The sequence below is a fragment of the Acidocella sp. MX-AZ03 genome (genome assembly GCF_027626035.1).
GTDB lineage: Bacteria > Pseudomonadota > Alphaproteobacteria > Acetobacterales > Acetobacteraceae > Acidocella > Acidocella facilis.
In genome coordinates this window covers 3294649-3311784 of sequence record NZ_CP110774.1, presented here as the reverse complement: position 1 = coordinate 3311784, position 17136 = coordinate 3294649, and the positions used below count along the sequence as shown (strand labels likewise).

Annotated in this window: 18 protein-coding genes and 1 pseudogene; 17 read left to right on the top strand and 2 right to left on the bottom strand. The window is 58.4% G+C overall.

The features are described from left to right. Window positions 1-81: 81 nt before the first annotated feature. Window positions 82-729 carry a hypothetical protein gene (locus GT370_RS18285; RefSeq protein WP_008495754.1) on the bottom strand — a complete coding sequence of 216 codons (648 nt, stop codon included), beginning with the start codon at window positions 727-729 and terminating at the stop codon, window positions 82-84. 111 nt (window positions 730-840) lie between these two features. Between GT370_RS18285 and GT370_RS18280 the strand changes: the two genes are divergently transcribed. The 9 genes and pseudogenes from GT370_RS18280 to GT370_RS18240 all read left to right on the top strand — a co-directional run bounded on the left by GT370_RS18280 (window position 841) and on the right by GT370_RS18240 (window position 9945). Further along, the gene (locus GT370_RS18280) at window positions 841-1152 is read left to right on the top strand and encodes a HigA family addiction module antitoxin (protein WP_008495753.1); all 312 of its coding nucleotides are present in this window, start codon (window positions 841-843) and stop codon (window positions 1150-1152) included. Then, window positions 1149-1586 (top strand): very short patch repair endonuclease, encoded by a 438-nt coding sequence (locus GT370_RS18275; RefSeq protein WP_270183508.1) that lies wholly within the window; start codon window positions 1149-1151, stop codon window positions 1584-1586. Before GT370_RS18280 ends, GT370_RS18275 begins: the two co-directional genes overlap by 4 nt. Further along, on the top strand, window positions 1583-2740 hold the full coding sequence (locus GT370_RS18270; RefSeq protein WP_008495751.1) for a DNA cytosine methyltransferase: 1158 nt from the start codon (window positions 1583-1585) through the stop codon (window positions 2738-2740). Before GT370_RS18275 ends, GT370_RS18270 begins: the two co-directional genes overlap by 4 nt. Continuing rightward, window positions 2737-3519 (top strand): GIY-YIG nuclease family protein, encoded by a 783-nt coding sequence (locus GT370_RS18265; protein WP_008495749.1) that lies wholly within the window; start codon window positions 2737-2739, stop codon window positions 3517-3519. The genes GT370_RS18270 and GT370_RS18265 overlap by 4 nt, the downstream gene beginning before the upstream one ends. Window positions 3520-4027: 508 nt before the next feature. Beyond that, window positions 4028-5378: pseudogene (locus GT370_RS18260) on the top strand (IS3 family transposase). 741 nt (window positions 5379-6119) lie between these two features. Further along, window positions 6120-6437: a hypothetical protein gene (locus tag GT370_RS18255; RefSeq protein WP_270183507.1), complete on the top strand. Its 318-nt coding sequence runs from the start codon at window positions 6120-6122 to the stop codon at window positions 6435-6437. A gap of 185 nt (window positions 6438-6622) precedes the next feature. Beyond that, window positions 6623-8152, top strand: coding sequence for an IS21 family transposase (gene istA / locus GT370_RS18250; protein WP_270183506.1), 1530 nt, complete (start codon window positions 6623-6625; stop codon window positions 8150-8152). Beyond that, window positions 8142-8936 (top strand): IS21-like element helper ATPase IstB, encoded by a 795-nt coding sequence (gene istB, locus GT370_RS18245; RefSeq protein WP_270183505.1) that lies wholly within the window; start codon window positions 8142-8144, stop codon window positions 8934-8936. Before istA ends, istB begins: the two co-directional genes overlap by 11 nt. Window positions 8937-9027: 91 nt before the next feature. Beyond that, window positions 9028-9945 carry a polyprenyl synthetase family protein gene (locus GT370_RS18240; RefSeq protein WP_442865460.1) on the top strand — a complete coding sequence of 306 codons (918 nt, stop codon included), beginning with the start codon at window positions 9028-9030 and terminating at the stop codon, window positions 9943-9945. Window positions 9946-10103: 158 nt separating this feature from the next. Here the strand turns inward: GT370_RS18240 and GT370_RS18235 are convergent, their stop codons facing one another. Beyond that, window positions 10104-10313 (bottom strand): hypothetical protein, encoded by a 210-nt coding sequence (locus GT370_RS18235; RefSeq protein WP_144052876.1) that lies wholly within the window; start codon window positions 10311-10313, stop codon window positions 10104-10106. Between the two features lie 421 nt (window positions 10314-10734). Here GT370_RS18235 and GT370_RS18230 point away from each other — a divergent pair, with 421 nt between their 5' ends. The 8 genes from GT370_RS18230 (at window position 10735) to GT370_RS18195 (ending at window position 17037) form a co-directional block, all read left to right on the top strand. Further along, complete coding sequence (locus tag GT370_RS18230) at window positions 10735-12210, top strand: hypothetical protein (RefSeq protein WP_144052875.1); 1476 nt, start codon at window positions 10735-10737, stop codon at window positions 12208-12210. Between the two features lie 12 nt (window positions 12211-12222). Further along, a complete protein-coding gene (locus tag GT370_RS18225) occupies window positions 12223-12507 on the top strand; it encodes a hypothetical protein (protein ID WP_270183504.1) in 285 nt (94 codons plus the stop codon). A 74-nt stretch (window positions 12508-12581) separates the two neighbouring features. Continuing rightward, window positions 12582-12953 carry a hypothetical protein gene (locus GT370_RS18220; RefSeq protein WP_270183503.1) on the top strand — a complete coding sequence of 124 codons (372 nt, stop codon included), beginning with the start codon at window positions 12582-12584 and terminating at the stop codon, window positions 12951-12953. Between the two features lie 416 nt (window positions 12954-13369). Further along, window positions 13370-13810 (top strand): IS66-like element accessory protein TnpA, encoded by a 441-nt coding sequence (gene tnpA, locus GT370_RS18215; RefSeq protein ID WP_083878915.1) that lies wholly within the window; start codon window positions 13370-13372, stop codon window positions 13808-13810. Then, window positions 13807-14196, top strand: a complete 390-nt coding sequence (gene tnpB / locus GT370_RS18210) for an IS66 family insertion sequence element accessory protein TnpB (protein WP_144052888.1) — start codon at window positions 13807-13809, stop codon at window positions 14194-14196. The genes tnpA and tnpB overlap by 4 nt, the downstream gene beginning before the upstream one ends. A gap of 41 nt (window positions 14197-14237) precedes the next feature. Then, window positions 14238-15785 carry an IS66 family transposase gene (tnpC, locus tag GT370_RS18205; RefSeq protein ID WP_008495811.1) on the top strand — a complete coding sequence of 516 codons (1548 nt, stop codon included), beginning with the start codon at window positions 14238-14240 and terminating at the stop codon, window positions 15783-15785. After that, window positions 15740-16387 carry a UPF0149 family protein gene (locus GT370_RS18200; RefSeq protein WP_144052887.1) on the top strand — a complete coding sequence of 216 codons (648 nt, stop codon included), beginning with the start codon at window positions 15740-15742 and terminating at the stop codon, window positions 16385-16387. The genes tnpC and GT370_RS18200 overlap by 46 nt, the downstream gene beginning before the upstream one ends. A gap of 398 nt (window positions 16388-16785) precedes the next feature. Beyond that, entirely contained in the window at window positions 16786-17037 is a 252-nt protein-coding gene (locus GT370_RS18195) for a hypothetical protein (protein ID WP_270183502.1), read from the top strand. The last annotated feature ends 99 nt before the right edge of the window (window positions 17038-17136 follow it).

Sequence of the window (17136 nt, the reverse complement as noted above, 5' to 3'; positions counted from 1 at the left end):
CCTCAACCTGACCAGCACCACCAAACCATAGGCTCAAAACAGAGAAAAGAAAGCTATCTCATAGCGTTTTGCAGCGGCCTGCTAGGGGAATATCTTCGTTTGAGATGGAAGCTTCCCGACGTACCAGCTCGGGGAAGGAAGGTTGTCGGATCTGAGTTCCGTGACCAGCTCGGTGCTTCTTCCGTCGACCAGTTCGCATTCGGCGATGGCGTGAGCCTGGATGAATGGCCTCACACCAAGGCATTTGGCGATGGCAGGCTGCCCGTGCCGCTGCAACCGGCCCTCCTTGTCCAGGATGGACAACTCCACCGCCCGCGCAAGGGTCATCTGCGCGAGACCGCCATCTCGTTCCTCGTGGAGCACGAAACCATCTGAACTCGGCGCGCGCACGGCGAAGCCCAGGACCGGCAGGAAATCCCAGGCCATGTCCGTCACTGTGTGTCGGTTGGCTTCCCAGCCAATGACCACGTGGGCGGCGACGGGCCGATCTGGAGCCTCCAGCGGGTGCATGTCCACCACATCGGCGACCATGGCGGCTGCGGGTGCGGCGCTGTCCTTGAGGTTCTCTTCGGCGGCGGAAATTTCCGCCGCGCGTTCGGCGTCGATCTCGGTGAGCTTCCACGAGCGGCGCAAGGTGCCGATCTGGTGGCGGGTGCCGGCGATGACCAGTGAGGCCGGCCGACGGTCCAGGATGTAGAGTTGAACGCCCATGTGGCTCTTGTACTCCATCGTGATGAGGATTTCATGATGCGGCGGTGCCGATCTGGCGTATGATATGCAGGTGGAAAGTGTCGCTTTCCACTTGACGTAAAGTCGAGGGCGGGTGCTAGGAGCTTTGGCATGAACGCGGCGGTGCATCCAGGTCAATTCTTGCGCGTCGAGGTTGTGGACCGCCACGGCCTCACGGTCGGCGAGGCCGCCGATGTGCTCGGCGTGACCCGCCAGGCCCTTTCGGCGGTGCTGAACGGCCGCGCATCCCTGACGCCGGACATGGCGCTGCGCTTCGAGAAAGCGTTCGGCACCCCGCTGGACCGTCTGCTGATGATGCAGACCCAGCACGACATCGCCCTCACGCGGTCGCGCGCGGCCGATCTCCGCGTTTCCGCCTTCCGGCCTAAGCAGCCGCCGCAGCAACAGCCGAACCTGTTATGATGGGGGCCCAAAAATCATCTCCGGACACGCTGACGCCCGCCGAGCGAAGCGCGCGGATGGCGTTGGTGCGCAACAAGGACACTCTGCCGGAGTTGCTGGTCCGGCGCCTCGTTCACGGCATGGGCTACAGGTACCGCCTGCACGCCGCTGATCTGCTCGGCCATCCCGATCTGGTCTTCCGCCCGCGCCGCAAGATCATCTTCGTGCACGGCTGCTTCTGGCACCGGCATGATGACCCGGATTGCAAGCTCGCCCGGCTTCCGCGCTCGCGCGCGGATTTTTGGCTGCCGAAGCTGGAGGGCAACCGCGCCAGAGACCTGCGGGTGGTGGGGGAGCTTGAGGGCAAGGGCTGGAAGGTGCTCACAATCTGGGAGTGCCAGACGAAATCAAAAGCCTCCTTGGAGGCGAGAATCAGGGAGTTTCTGGAGGCATGAGGTCGATTGAGCTTTTCGCCGGTGCCGGCGGCCTAGGCATGGGTCTTCACGAGGCGGGCTTCCACCCGGAGCGCGTCATCGAATGGGACAACAACGCCTGCGACACCCTGCGCGAGAACCAGGCCCGCGGTCAGGGCTTGGTGCGCGATTGGCCGCTGGTCGAGGGGGACGTGCGCGACGTGCTCTTCACGGAGCTTGAGGGCAAGGTCGATCTGGTCTCGGGCGGTCCGCCCTGCCAACCCTTCTCCCTGGGGGGAAAGCACAAGGCGCACGGGGACTTGCGCGACATGTTTCCCGAGGCGATCCGCGCCGTGCGCGAGGCGCGCCCCAAGGCCTTCGTGTTCGAGAACGTGAAGGGCCTGACGCGCGCCGCCTTCAGGAATTATTTCGAGTACATCCGCCTGCAGTTGGAGCATCCGGAGCTGAAGGCTAAGGCGAATGAGGATTGGGCGGATCATCTCGCCCGCCTGGAGAAGCACCACACGCGCGGGCGCAGAAGCGGTCTGCACTATCAGGTGGTGACACGCGTCTTGAACGCTGCCAACCACGGGGTGCCGCAGAAGCGCGAGCGTGTCGTCTTCGTCGGGTTCAGGGATGATCTCCATGTCTCGTGGAGCTTTCCGGACCAGACGCATTCCCTGGAGGCGCTGCTCTGGGACCAGCTGCACGGCGATTATTGGGACAGGCACCAGGTGGCGCGCCGGGAGAGGGTTTTGTCCGATCGCCTGACGCCGCGCGCCAAGGCCCTCAAGGAGAAGCCCGCCACCGCCGCCTGGCGCACGGTGCGCGACGCGATCGCCGATCTTCCCGACCCGGAGAACCGGAAGGCGGCGGGCAAGGTGCCCAATCACAATTTCCAGGCCGGCGCGCGGTCCTATGCCGGCCACACCGGCAGCCCATACGACGAGCCGGCCAAGACCTTGAAGGCCGGGGTGCATGGCGTGCCCGGCGGCGAGAACATGCTGGCGCGGTCGGACGGCACGGTGCGCTACTTCACCGTGCGCGAGAGCGCGCGGCTTCAGACATTCCCCGACGATTTCGTCTTCCACGGCTCTTGGACCGAGAGCATGCGCCAGATCGGCAACGCCGTGCCGGTGCTCATGGCGAAGGTGATCGGCGAGAACGTCGCCAGCCTGCTGAGGGCGCGCGCGTGAGCCCGTTCGAGGAAGTCGCGCCCGTGGCGCCGGGATACAAGGATTTCGAGTTCGATCTGCCGGGCGCCTTGCTGGACCATTTGGTGCGGGCGCTGGATGGCATGGGTGCCGCGCCGCTCAGCGCGGAAAGCCTCCGGGCGGTGCCCGAGGTCCAAGGCGTCTACCAACTATTCCTCGATGGTGAGCTGGTCTACATCGGCAAGACAGACGCGGAATCAGGGCTGCATCAGCGCCTGGCCAGGCACTCCCGCAAGATTCACCATCGCAAGGGGCTTGATCCGGCGCGGGTGACATTCAAGGCGATCCGCATCTTCGTCTTCACGGCCATGGACCTGGAGACCCAGCTCATCAAGCATTATGGCGGCGTGAAGGGCACCAAGTGGAACGGAAGCGGGTTCGGCGCCAATGACCCGGGGCGGAACCGCGACTACTCCAAGCCCGGCGAATTCGACCAGGAATTCCCGATCGACATCGATTGCGAGCTGGGCGAGGACTTCTCCGGCCAGCACACGGCGGCGGCGGTCGTCGCGAAGTTGAAGACCCTTCTGCCGTATACGTTTCGCTTCGAGACGCAGGCGCGGTCGCGGGTCCCGCATGCGGACCTGCTGGACACGAAGGTCACCATCTCGCCCGGGCCGATGACGGCGCGGAGGCTGATCGAGGAATTGGTGCGCCAGCTTCCACCGGGCTGGCAAGCGACGGCTTTGTCCGCACTTTTAATCTTGTACAAGGAGAATACCAATACATACCCGCAGGCGACGGTCCTGGCTCGTTCCTGACTTCAGGGGAGCGCTGGGCTGAGTGGCTCGCCGTTCTCGGCCTATATATGGTCGAGGACCCAAACTTGCTGGGGGTTGCGGAGTGATTAGGTCAGTGAACAGCATCTGTATCAGGACACGGTGAGAATGAACGATGAGTTGATGACGGCAGCTCTGTGTTGGGAGTTGGATGGGAAGACTTCAGCCGTGTTTGCTCACCGACAGCCTTCTCTTAGGTATTATTGCCCCGATGAGATTTGTTTAGCTCGCGTTGTTCCCGCCAAATTAAAGAATCACTTTTTTAGAGCACCTGATAGACATGTAGTTGGCTGCAGAAACGAGAAGGAAATATCAGAATCGTCCCTCGTTCCGGGTCTTTCTCATCCAAAAGTATCTCCTTTGCTGGCTCCGAACATTCCGACCCATCTTGGGCCTATTCCTATATGTCCCCCGTCAGCGCCCATGAGACAGAACTGGCATCTTGAATAAGGGAGGATTTCTGGCTCATCGTAACGACGAAGGAGCGTAGATGAGCCAGAAATCCTCGACTTCCAAGCCTTCCGCCGAGGCGGTTGTGCGCGACATCCGCCGGGCGACACGGCGGCATTATTCGGCGGAGGACAAGATCCGCATCGTATTGGAGGGCCTGCGCGGCGAGTACAGCATTGCCGAGCTGTGTCGGCGTGAGGGTATTGCCGAGAGCATGTATTATTCCTGGTCGAAAGACTTTCTCGAAGCCGGCAAGCGCCGTCTGGCGGGGGACACGGCGCGGGAAGCCAGTTCGGGCGAGGTGAAGGCGCTGCGCCACGAGGCTCAGGCCCTCAAAGAGGTGGTGGCTGAGCAGGCCCTTGAGCTGCGCCTGCTCAAAAAAAGCATGATCGGGGCTGGGGGCTGCCAAGAATGAGGTATCGCGCTCCTGAGAAGCTGGAGATCATCCGCCTCGTCGAGCAATCGCATCTGCCGGTGCGCCAGACGCTGGACCATCTCGGCATTCCCCGTCCGACATTTTATCGCTGGTATGAGCTTTATCGCGCCGGTGGCCCCGAGGCATTGCACGACCGCCCCTCAAAACCAGACCGCGTGTGGAACCGCATTGACGATGACACGCGCAAGCAGATCGTCGAATTGGCCCTGGAACGGCCAACGCTGAGCCCTCGCGAACTGGCCGTGACGTTTACCGACACCAACAGCTATTTTGTCTCCGAGGCATCCGTCTATCGCCTGCTCAAGGCGCATGATCTGATTAACTCGCCGGCCTTCATCATCGTTAAAGCGGCTGATGAATTCAAAGTCAAAACCACTGCCCCAACCAACTTTGGCAGACAGACTTTACATATTTGAAAGTCATCGGCTGGGGGTGGATGTATCTCTCAACCATCCTCGACGATTATTCCTGTTACGTCATCGCCTGGAAGCTGTGTACCACCATGCAGGCCGAGGATGTTACCGATACGTTAAACCTCGCTCTCGAAGCCTCAGGCTATGCCTCAGCCAAGGTCCAGCACAAGCCGCGCCTGCTCTCAGATAACGGGCCTTGTTATATCGCAGGCGACCTTGCTAAATGGCTGGGACGGCGAAATATCGAACATATTCGTGGTGCACCTTGCCATCCACAAACTCAAGGTAAAATTGAGCGCTGGCATCAGACTTTGAAAAATCGCATCCTGCTCGAAAACTATAACCTGCCCGGCGACCTCGAACGCCAGATCGCCGCCTTCATCGAGCATTACAATAACTGCAGATACCATGAGAGCCTGGGCAACGTTACGCCGGCCGACGTCTATCATGGACGGGCAGCGGAAATCCTACAGCAGCGCCAACAAATAAAACGCCAAACCATCCAGGCCAGGCGCTTGCGGCATAATCAAATAGCAGCTTAAACTTTAACCCAGAAGGTGAGCCAAACCATCTCTTAAATCAGGCAGCCAACTGTCTCAAAGCATTCGACGACGGACAGGGAGACCTGCTTGACCAAGGATACCTTTCGGAGATTACGCCATGACTAGAAAAACATACCCCGATCTTCCTAATTGGACCTTCGAGATAGATGAAGTCTCTGCTGGAGTTTATGAGGTTGTGGCTAGGGACCATATTGGCCATGAAGTGTCAGAAAAAGGTATCGATGTTGCCGCAATTATAGAACTGTGCAGGCAACGAGCAGCAAAGCTCGTCAACTAGCGGTGATTATTTGCCGCAGAGGATGCAGCCGACGGAGGAAGCTTTCTCTACCGAGGTGTAAGCTCTGATCATCCAAACTTTGAAAGCTATTCGAATGGGGATATTGTTCCTGGGGACGTGAATGGGACGATTACACCCGAAGAGCACAATATGTTTGGCGATGATCCCTTCGTACAGGCACAAAGTCCATATACCTCATGGACAACTGATCCCGGTCTTGCTGCATCGCGCGCGGGAGACGGTGGTGTCGTTCTTCAACTACCGACTGGTGCGCCGCCCCCAGGTGCAACTTGGTCATGGGTATGGTCGCCGGATGCTTTCGGCGAAAACGAGATATTATTACAGGGGGCCAGGTCTGGAGCAACGGTGATAGGGCCATGAGTTTGACAAAACAAGACATCTTGAACGGTATTCGAACCCTTCCGCGGTCCAAGGATTTTGGAGTGGCGGAGGAATTTCTTCGCTCTCCAGAGACGGAGCCTTACAACCCGCCAATTGGAGGGAAGTTGTCGCGCGAGCGAACTGTAAAGCGTTCCGATATAATCGGTACGTGGACTTCCCGGCTGGCTAATTCCATAAAAAAGAACAAAGATCTTTATGGGTGCGCGGATTTTGTAAAAAGCTTAAACGAAATGCCCGGTGAGGCTAGACTATTCAGCCTTTCCTTCAAAAACCAAAGGAAGATCGGTACGTTCTGGTTCACGGTCGAGACTGAGAAACCCGTCGGGTTTGTTGTCGTCGAAAAAGATGGGCAGACTTGAGGCTCTCAAAGGCCACGTTTAGGTAAGAGTTGCCGCAGAGGAAGCAGGCGGTGCGCTCAATTTCTCCCAGACTGTTGATTTCCGCTGAGATCTGACCCTGGAAGGCCGGATTTTTCCATTGAGATTTGACCCATGTTTGACTGTTTCCCCGTCTGGAACTGGCGGGGGCGAACGGAGTGTTGGACATGGCATTTTTGAGCATTATCCGCCGGTGGCATAAGCGTGAGCATGTGCCGATCCGGGAGATTTCCCGGCGGCTTGGGGTGTCGCGGAACACGATCCGCAAATATCTTCGATCTGATCTGGTGGAACCGAGATTTCAGGTGCCGGATCGGCCGAGCAAGCTGGACCCGTACGCGGAGAAGCTGGCGGCATGGCTGCGACGTGAGGCGAGCCGGCCGCGCAAGCAGCGGCGGACGGTGAAGCAGCTGTACGGCGACCTTGTCAGCCTTGGCTATGACGGTTCCTACAACCGTGTATCGGCCTTTGCCCGGGCCTGGAAGGAGGAGTGCCAGCGTCTGCAGCAGACCGCCGGGCGTGGCACTTTCGTGCCGTTGGCGTTTGCGCCAGGCGAAGCGTTCCAGTTCGATTGGAGCGAGGATTTCGCGGTCATCGGGGGTGTCCGCCTGAAGCTGCAGGTGGCGCATACCAAGCTGTCATACAGCCGCGCCTTCATCATCCGAGCCTATCTGCTGCAGACACATGAGATGCTGTTTGACGCGCATACCCACGCCTTCCGGGCGCTTGGCGGTGTGCCGCGGCGCGGCATTTACGACAATATGAGCACTGCCGTGGACAAGGTCGGCCGCGGCAAGGAGCGCAGCGTCAATCTGCGTTTCCAGGCGATGACCAGCCATTATCTTTTTGAACCTGATTTCTGCAATCGTGCGGCAGGTTGGGAGAAGGGGCAGGTTGAGAAGAACGTCCAGGATGCCCGCCACCGGCTGTGGCAGTCCATGCCGCCCTTCGAGACCCTCGACGCCCTCAATGATTGGCTGGAGCAGCGCTGCCGGGAGTTGTGGGCGCAAACCGCGCATGGTGGCGAGCCGGGGAGTATTGCCGATGTCTGGGCGAGCGAGGTCGAGAGCCTCATGCCGATGGGGCGGCCGTTCGATGGGTTCGTGGAACACACCAAGCGGGTCTCCTCGACCTGCCTGATCCATTTTGAGCGTAACCGCTACAGCGTACCGGCCTCTTTCGCCAACCGGCCGGTCAGCCTGCGGGTCTATCCCAACAGGCTGGTGGTGGCGGCGCAAGGGCAGATCATCTGCGAACATCCGCGCATCATCGACCGGACGCATAATGGCCCGGGGCGCACCATCTATGACTGGCGGCATTATCTGGCGGTGATCCAGCGCAAGCCGGGCGCCTTGCGTAACGGCGCGCCCTTCCTGGAATTGCCCGACGCCTTCAAACAGCTGCAACAGCCTCTTCTGCGCCGCCCCGGCGGTGACCGGGAGATGGTGGAGATCCTGGCCCTGGTGCTGCACCATGATGAGCAGGCGGTGCTGGCGGCGGTGGAACTGGCTCTGGAGGATGGCGTGCCGGCCAAGACGCATATCCTCAACCGGCTCCACCGGCTGATCGACGGCACACCCGCCACCCCGCCAGCGGTAACCGCGCCGCAGGCGCTGAGCTTGGCCAATGAGCCCAGGGCCGATGTCGAACGCTACGACAGCTTGCGCCAACCCAAGGAGACCCGCCATGCGTCATGATCCCGCCGCCGGCGCGCTTGTCATCATGCTGCGCAGCCTGAAGATGCACGGCATGGCACAAGCGGTCGACGAACTGGCGCAGCAGGGCGCGCCAGCCTTCGAGGCCGCCATCCCGGTGCTCTCTCAACTGCTGAAGGCCGAGACCGCCGAGCGCGAGGTCCGCTCCATGGCTTACCAGCTCAAGGCGGCGCGCTTCCCGGCCTACCGCGACCTCGCCGGCTTCGACTTCGCCAGCAGCGAGGTCAACGAGGCCCTGGTCAGGCAGTTGCATCGCTGCGACTTCATCGAGCCCGCGGACAATGTTGTGCTCGTCGGCGGGCCGGGCACCGGCAAGACCCACATCGCCACCGCACTCGGCGTGCAGGCCGTCGAGCATCACAAAAAGCGTGTCCGCCTCTTCTCAACCGTCGAACTGGTCAACGCCCTGGAACAGGAAAAAGCCCAGGGGCGGAGCGGCCAGATCGCCGGCCGCCTGATCCATGCCGATCTCGTTATCCTCGATGAGCTCGGCTATCTGCCCTTCAGCGCCTCGGGCGGGGCCTTGCTGTTCCACCTGCTCAGCAGGCTCTACGAGCGTACCAGCGTCGTTATCACCACTAATCTGAGCTTCAGCGAATGGTCCGCCGTCTTCGGCGACGCCAAGATGACCACCGCCCTCCTCGATCGCCTCACCCACCACTGCCACATCCTCGAGACCGGCAATGACAGCTTCAGGTTCAAGCACAGCTCGGTGCAGAAAAACCAAAAACGAAAGGAGAAAAATCAGGCCTTGACCCCATCTTGAAACCCAAACCATAACCAAGAGGCAGGTCAATTCTCGGTGGAATTCCAGGGTCAGATCTCAGCGGAAATCAACACTCATACCGAGAAAGAGGATGAATATGGCGCTTGCCCCTATAGCTGAATCGGATGTTTTGGCGGAAGCACTGGCGGGTATTTCTCACGTCGTGGAGGGCCAGCTCGACGCTCTGTTGCCCGTGCCGGAAAGTGTGGAAGCCAGACTGGTCGAGGCCATGCGATACGCGGTCCTGAATGGCGGCAAACGGATACGCGCGCTGCTGGTGGTGGAGGTCGCCAACTTGTTCTCCGCCGACCGGATTTGCGCAGCGCGCGTAGCGGCTTCGGTGGAAATGTTGCACGCTTACTCGCTGGTGCATGACGATCTACCCGCTATGGACGATGATGATCTGCGCCGCGGGCAGCCCAGTTGCCACAAGAAGTTTGATGAAGCCACAGCTATTCTAGCTGGTAACGCGCTGCTGACACGGGCGTTTGAGGTGTTAGTTGAAGCAGATACTGATGCCGATACTGATGTGCGCTGCGAGTTGGTGCTGGCTCTGGCTGCGGCGTCGGGCATGTGCGGCATGGTTGGCGGGCAGATGATCGACATCGAATCCGAGGGTAAAGCGCTCTCCGTCTCGGAAATCATGCGTCTCCAAGCACTCAAGACCGGCCGTCTCATCCAGTATGCCGCCGAGGCTGGGGCCATTCTCGGTCGCGCCAATGCTTCGCAAAGGCTCGCTATTGCCAATTATGGTCGCGATCTGGGCACTGCATTCCGGATCTATGATGATATACTTGATGTGAATTCGGATACTGCCACCTTGGGTAAGACTGCTGGTAAGGATGCTGCGCAGGGTAAAGCCACTACAGTTAGCATTTTGGGCCTCGAACAAGCGAAAGCCGAAGCCAAACACTTTTCGGGAAAGGCGATCAGTCATTTGGAGAGCTTCGGAGATCGTGCGGAAATCCTCCGGGCTCTTGTGCGCTTCACAATCACACGAAGAAGCTGAAGCCTCTAGCAAAGTATTGTCCGCCCCAACCGCTTTGCATTCCCTTTGTGCACTATAGTCTGTTTGGGTAGTTGCGGCCTCGTGACTGATGGACCGGATTGTCTGTACCCCATTGGCGACGTCCGCTTTCTGGTGTGGGTTTTCCGATCATCAATGGCTTAATTGGGCGCTGAGCCGACCTGGCGCACCAAAACTGTTTTAGCTTTTAGACCACCCAAAACCGCATTTTCGGCACTGCGCGCCACTACCCAGAGATCATCGGCATTATCTAAACCTACGCGTTCTGCATTGAAGTCGTCTAAGCCGTTATCTAAAGCAAAGCGGGTTTCTTCATCTGGTGCGTTTTCCAGAGCGAAAGATATTTGCAATGACCAACTCCCCACAGAGAATGTCTGCTCATAGTTTTAGTGCTGGCAGTGCTAAATAGCCATATAGGGTCGTCTGCCGATGAGACCATCGACCGCCAACGGCAGCTTTCTTTCGTGCACCGCATCCGGCTCAGCCCGTCCAAAATATTAGACAGAAAGAACGCGCCCAGGTTGATCATTCGCGGGGCTGGGTCCTATCCCCGAAAGAAGCCGGCCTCCCAAAAGCAGCACGTAAGTGTCGCTAATTTTGTCGTGTGTCAGACGGCTTCTGCAGCAAAACCGCACGACAAACGAATCAAAGGAAAAACAATGGGTTGCAGCTCGCCGCAGCCGATCGACAATTTACAAGTTATACGACTTTGATGTAATCCAGGGTTGTTATGGATTGAGCAATGGGTTGCGCTCATGGTACGTTTTCGTCATGAGCGCATATGCCGGGCAAGATCAGAGAAGAAAAGCTCTCAACCATTTCCCGCCGCATCCGTTTCTGACGATCCGGTTGCACACCGGGACGTTGCTGATTCTCCCGCAAAACCATGAGTCCTTCGACATGCGAAGGTTTCAAATCTATTGGGAATGGCATCCTAGCCGTGGCGCGGGAGCTTATGAACTCGAAAAACTCATTCAACTAGATTGGCATATCGCCGCTCAAATTAAGGATTTCTACAACAGCTTGCTGGGCGGTGGCGCCAACCGCCTGACTGACCAACAAATACTGGACTGGCTACGGGGCGAGGTGCAAAGCACCGCGCTCGCGGCATTCTGGCTTCAGGATGAGTGGATGCTAGGCGGGGCAATCTCGGCCCCGGCGGCTTCTCTCTCCTCGCCTCCGGCAACGCTGCCCGTTGCGCAATGGACCGCCAAGCACAAGATCGAAGCGATGTTCGAGGCCATACCGGGCCATCTGGGGCCGGCGGCGAGGGAACAGTTCAATGCCTTTCTCACGCCGCAGAACCTCGCCATTATGGTTGAATTTCTGGCGGCAGGATTAGCCATCCAAGCAATTCCCATCGCGGACGCGGTGGCCGATGCGATCATCGCCGCCTTGGCCTATGCCATGTATGGTTGGGCCGGGCTGGTGGCTGGGTATGAGTTTACCAAGGCGGTGATCCAGGCCGGAAGGGCGCAGAGCCAGCCTGATATCGACCATGCAGCACAAAAAGCAGCGGATGCTTTGATTACGCTTGGGGTGCTGTTCCTGGCTAAGCTTGTTGAAAAGGTTAAGGTCGATAGCGGGAAAAAGCCAAAGAAACCCACCAAGACCGAGCCGTCGAATAAACCGGCGCGCGGCTCGACCGACGATATCATGCAACGCTACAACAGAGGGAGTGATGGCGTTACCTATCCACGTGTCAATAATCAATTTACACCGGACAGCATTTATGACCAGAACAACCCGACCGCTGATCAGGAACTTGCGAAAGAACAATTACAAGACCAGCTCGATTCAAGTGGAAACCCAGCATGGGATGACGACAAGATCGACCAAGTTTTGAATAGCGGTTCCAACTTTGGCACCAAAGACTATTCTGTAGGCGATAACATCTACAAACTCCAGAATCTTGGCTACAATCCTGATACACCTAGTCCCTATATTCTGGATCAGAACGGCATGAACCAGTTGATCAATCAAGGATATGTTGATGAAAATTTGAACGTGACAAACGCAGCCGGGGTCAAGCAATATCTGGCTTTGCCATGCTACAATATGGCCCAAACAGTATTCCAAGGGCAGGTCACGGCACCAACAACAGGCGTCACGTCACAGATCAATTCCGCCTCGGAATTGTTCAATCTCGATAATGGAGCGGGTGGCGTGGATGAAGGAAAGCTGCTCATGACTGGCGGCGGCTCTCAAGTTTCATTGCCGCCGTCAGCGGTCAGCTTTGGTAAATAGAGGAACATTTCCATGATCCCCATCACCCTTGAGATCATCGGCCCTGGCATCGAAGAAGAATATGCAGATGCGATGGACCGCATCGCCTTCCTGCTCGACGCCTTCAAGGATTACCCCGCCTCGAATGACACTGCCCATGGCCGTGTGGTCTATCAGCTCCGCTGGCTCAAACAGGAGGTCGACGCGCAGCGCTTGCCTGTTCCCGTTCATAAGAGCTGGATCGGCACACTCTGCTACGTCGTCGGTTCCTGCGAAGTGGACGATACCAAGGAGATCGCCAAAGCCTTGGGGAGCTAAAGCGTATCCTGCAAGGCCCCGGCTTGCTTAAGCCTCGGCATTTCCCGGTTATCGCGTCGCAGATCGACGATCTGGTGGCTGATATTCATCTCTTTGGAGATCCGCTGACACCAGATGAAACGCAACTTGTCGCTGATCTGGAAGAAGTCGCTAAGGGAATTCGATCCGGTCAAATTATTCCTCCGCTGACTGTGCCAAAAGGCATTCACCCTCTGAGGTTGGCTTTGATGCACGCCAACAGGTTAAAAGAGGTTTTTCCACCACATCCCGATCTGCGCCGCTTCAGACGACAATCAGACCATTTGCAGCTCCCACTATTTGAAAACTGGCGTCCTTACGTGGCACAAAAACCACCCTTAGCAGCCCCTAACCCTGGGCTGGGACCAGAAGCGCCGGATTTCACGCTCGTTCGTGATCTGGTGAAAACCAACGTAACGAAAACATAAGTCTCGCCAGCTCCTATTTGACAAGACTTTTGGAAGCCTGACTGTTGATTTCCACTGAGAAGTGACCCGGGAAGTTCCGACAAATCTTCGCCCCCGATTCCGGGATATTCTCGCCCGGGTAGACGGGGGTGAGGTCATCCTCGCTGGCTGAGTTTAAGTTCGCCTCTTTGGTTGTTGCCGAGGAGGGGATTGATGCCGGCGGGGAGGGTTTGCATGCGCCATGTCGACAGGATGAGCGGCGATCCGAGCAAGAACATATGACCGAAACGTGCCAAACGGTGTCCTGCCCATAATTTTGGCGTCATTCCAGTTCTTCTCAGCTGATCCGAACGAATGTAACCGATGCGAGTCCGCCACCTCGCGGCGCGGTTTGATTTACTGGACAGTATGCCCCTGAATTTGTGTGGGGCGATATTGTGGATAATGACGGTCCTAAAGCCAGACATCAGCACAGTCATGAGGACAATGGCTACCATCGTGTTGAGCTGATCACCGGGCGGCGTCGGCGGCGGGATTGGACGCGGGAGGAGAAGGCGGAGATTCTTGCCGCGAGTGCTGCGCCTGGTGCCGTGGTTACGCAGGTTGCGCGCCGTTATGGGGTGAGCCGGGGCTTACTTTGGACATGGCGTCGCCAGGCGATGAATGATTTGGCGATGGCGGGGGATTTTGTTCCGTTGCGCATTGTGGATGATGTGGCTGGTTGCCCTATGGCTGAACCGGCTGGACCGCCCTCGGCCCGGGATCAAGCCGTGGGATCGATTGAGATAGAGATCGGGCGTACCCGGATCCGGGTGGAAGGCGCGGTTGACCAGGCTGTTTTGCGGCAGGTGCTTGGTCTGATCGGGCCAGCCCGATGATCCTGGGCATTCCGGCCCGGCCGGGGTTAAGGGTGATGGTGGCGTCCAAGCCGGTCGACTTTCGTAAAGGCATGGATGGTCTTGTTGCCCTGGTGGCGCAAGTTTTGGCGGCCGATCCATTTGCGGGCGATGTCTTCGTGTTCCGGGCCAAGCGCGCGGACCGGCTTAAACTGCTGCTTTGGGATGGCACGGGGCTTTGCCTGGTGACCAAACGATTGGAGGCAGGCGGATTTACCTGGCCGCCGGTGCAGGACGGGGCCGTCACACTGAGCCCCGCGCAGATACGCCTGCTGTTTGCTGGCATGGATTGGACGCAGATTGCAGCACGCTCTCCGGCGCTGGTGAGGCCCTCGATCCCGGCGGAAAATTCGCAGAAATTGCTGTAATTTGCTGGCGGCACAGCGGGCCTGTTTGGTAGCTTGCGTGCATGTCGGATGACCAACATTCCCCGCATGATCCAGCGCATCTGCTGGCATTGAATACAGCCCTGCGGGCGGAGAACGAGAACCTCCGGGCCGTTGTGGCGGCTTTGAAGCGGGCCTTGTTTGGTGCACGATCCGAGAAACAAGTTGAGCCCGAGGCCCAGTTACCGCTCGCTTTGGATGACCTTTCCGGCACGCCGGTGGAACTCGCCAAACCGCCAACGCCGGCGAACGCAAACCGGCCGCCGCAGCGAAAGGCGGCGCGCAATATTGGCGGGCTGCCGGTGCATCTGCCGCGGGTGGACATCACGATCGAGCCGGAGCGCAAGGCTTGCCCTTGCTGTCAGGGCAAGCTGCATGTGATCGGCGAGGATGTCAGCGAAATGCTCGACGTGGTTCCGGCAGTGTTACGCGTAAAACGCATTCACCGGCCGCGCTATGGCTGCCGCTCTTGTGAAGGGGCAGTGGTGCAGGCCAAGGCGCCGCCGCGACCGGTCGATGGCGGGCTGCCGACCCCGGCGCTGCTCGTGCATGTGGCGGTGATGAAATTCGCCTGGCACATGCCGCTGAACCGGCAGGCGCAGATGCTGGCCGGCCAGGGGATCATGCTCGACCGCTCGACTTTGGTGCATTGGGTCGCCCGGCTGGCTTGGTGGTGCAAGCCATTGCATGAATTGCTGAGCGCCATCGTTTTGAGCGCGCCAAAACTATTCTGCGATGACACGCCCTTGCCGGTTCAGGATCGCACCCGCAAACGAACGCGCATCGCAAGGATCTGGGCCTATGCGATCGATGACCGCCCCTGGGGCGGAGCACTGCCGCCGGCGGTGGTGTATTTATATGCAGAGGATCGCAAAGGTCAGCATGTCGAGGAACATCTCGCGGGCAAAGCTTGCGTGCTGCAGGTTGACGGCTATGCCGGATATAATCGGTTGACCCGGCGCGGCCGTGCCGGCGGCCCTGTGACGCTGGCTTTTTGCCTGGCACATGCACGGCGAAAGTTTTTTGAGGTGCATAAGGCAACGGATTGTCCGGTCGCCGCCGAAGCGTTGCTGCGCATTGCTGAAATCTACCGCATCGAGAAGCGTATCCGCGGCACCAGCCCCGAAGCACGCGTGGCCGTGCGCCAGGCGGAAACCCTGCCGCTGTTCGAGACGTTCAAGCCTTGGCTGCTCGACAGGCTGGCGGAAACTTCGGCCAAATCCACGCTGGCCAAGGCGATCCGCTACACGCTGGGTCATTGGGCCGGGCTGTGCGTGTTCCTGAACGATGGCCGGGTGGAGGTGGACAGCAACATCGTTGAGCGCAGCATCAGGCCCATTGCCTTGGGCAGAAAAAATTCTCTCTTCGCCGGCAGCGCCGGCGGCGGTGAGAGCTGGGCGATATTGGCCTCTCTCATCAACACGGCAAAATTGCACGATCTCGATCCGCAGACCTATCTCACCGATGTGCTGGAGCGGATGGTCTCGGGCACGACGAAGGCAAATGCGTTGGGCGAATTATTGCCGTGGAACTGGAAGGCGGCGCAGACCCAAAAGGCCATTGCGGCATGAGGCAGGCTGGCACCCGAACCGCGCAGGCTGACAGTGCGATGGATATGGAAATGCTCGACGCCTGGCTGGAGAAACAGAACCGCGTCATCGATGGCGTCTCGATGCTCGACGGCTATCTCGCCGCCATTGTCGTTGGTCCCTCCTCGATCTCCCCAGATGAATGGTTCTTTGATCTGCTTGGACCCAAGGGCAATATCGCCACCGCGCATAGCAAAACACTCAAGGCCATTATGGCGATCGTCGCCAGGCATAACGCCATCAGCGAAACCCTCTCGACCGCGCCACAAACATACGCACCAATCTTCCAACGCACCGACGCCGGCGTCGTATTCGCCGGACCATGGTGCCTGGGATTTGCCCATGCCATGAAGCTGCGATGGAGCGCCTGGGCGCCGCTGCGCGAGGCACGCGGTATCGAATGCGGCCTCATGTTACCGATCATGCTCTATTGTGCCGACCAGATCGGCGCGCCAATCAACCCACCGCCAAACGGCATCAATACAAAAGACTACCTCAAAACCGCCTACCACGACATCCCGCTCGTTATCCCCGCAATCAGAGAATTCTGGATGCCACAGCGCGTCGCCGAAGCCTCACGGTAGATCACAGCATAGCCCGTGGGGGCTCACATCGGTTACGAACGAATGTCCGCTAGTGAAGCCTGGTTACTTCAAAGCCGCCGGGCAGTTCTCGACCCCAATCGTCCAAAATATTCGACGGAAAGAACGCGCCCATTATCGTCGTTCCCTGAGACCAAACGTCTTCTCGAATGCAGCCATTCGCGTCGCCCGGCTAAGTAAGCGACGCGGAACGGTTACGAGCGAACGTCTTATAGCGGCAAGCAGTAGACCTTCCGCTTGCGCCTTATTTTGGTCTATTCACGTAAACAGTGTAGCCGACGATTTATGGGCAACGCACGCGTCTCAGGGAGAGTTTTATTATGAGGATGCAAGGGAGTAGCGACATTTTCTTAATGGGAGATCAAGGCGATAGCTTCGCTATGATCCACGGCTATGAAGACCTCGTTCGACAGGAAGTCAAGAAATTTCCGGCTAACCAGGTGCTTGCCACTCCAGAAGATGACTTGCTCGCCTACTTGATCGAAAAATATACGCTTCATGTTCCTGCGTTGAACGCCGATGACGCTTATATCGAGCGACAGGGCGAAACTCAGATCGACGTCAGTCACCGTTTTGACTATGGCTACCCTGGCGGGCGAGGTAAGCAGCAAGTCCCGGTCATGAAGTGGTGATCGCTGTCCCACATTCCGGCGATCCTGATCTCTTTCACGTTCGAGCATCGACGTTTACAATGAGTCCGCCTCGAATTTCCGTGAGGAATGGTAACGTTT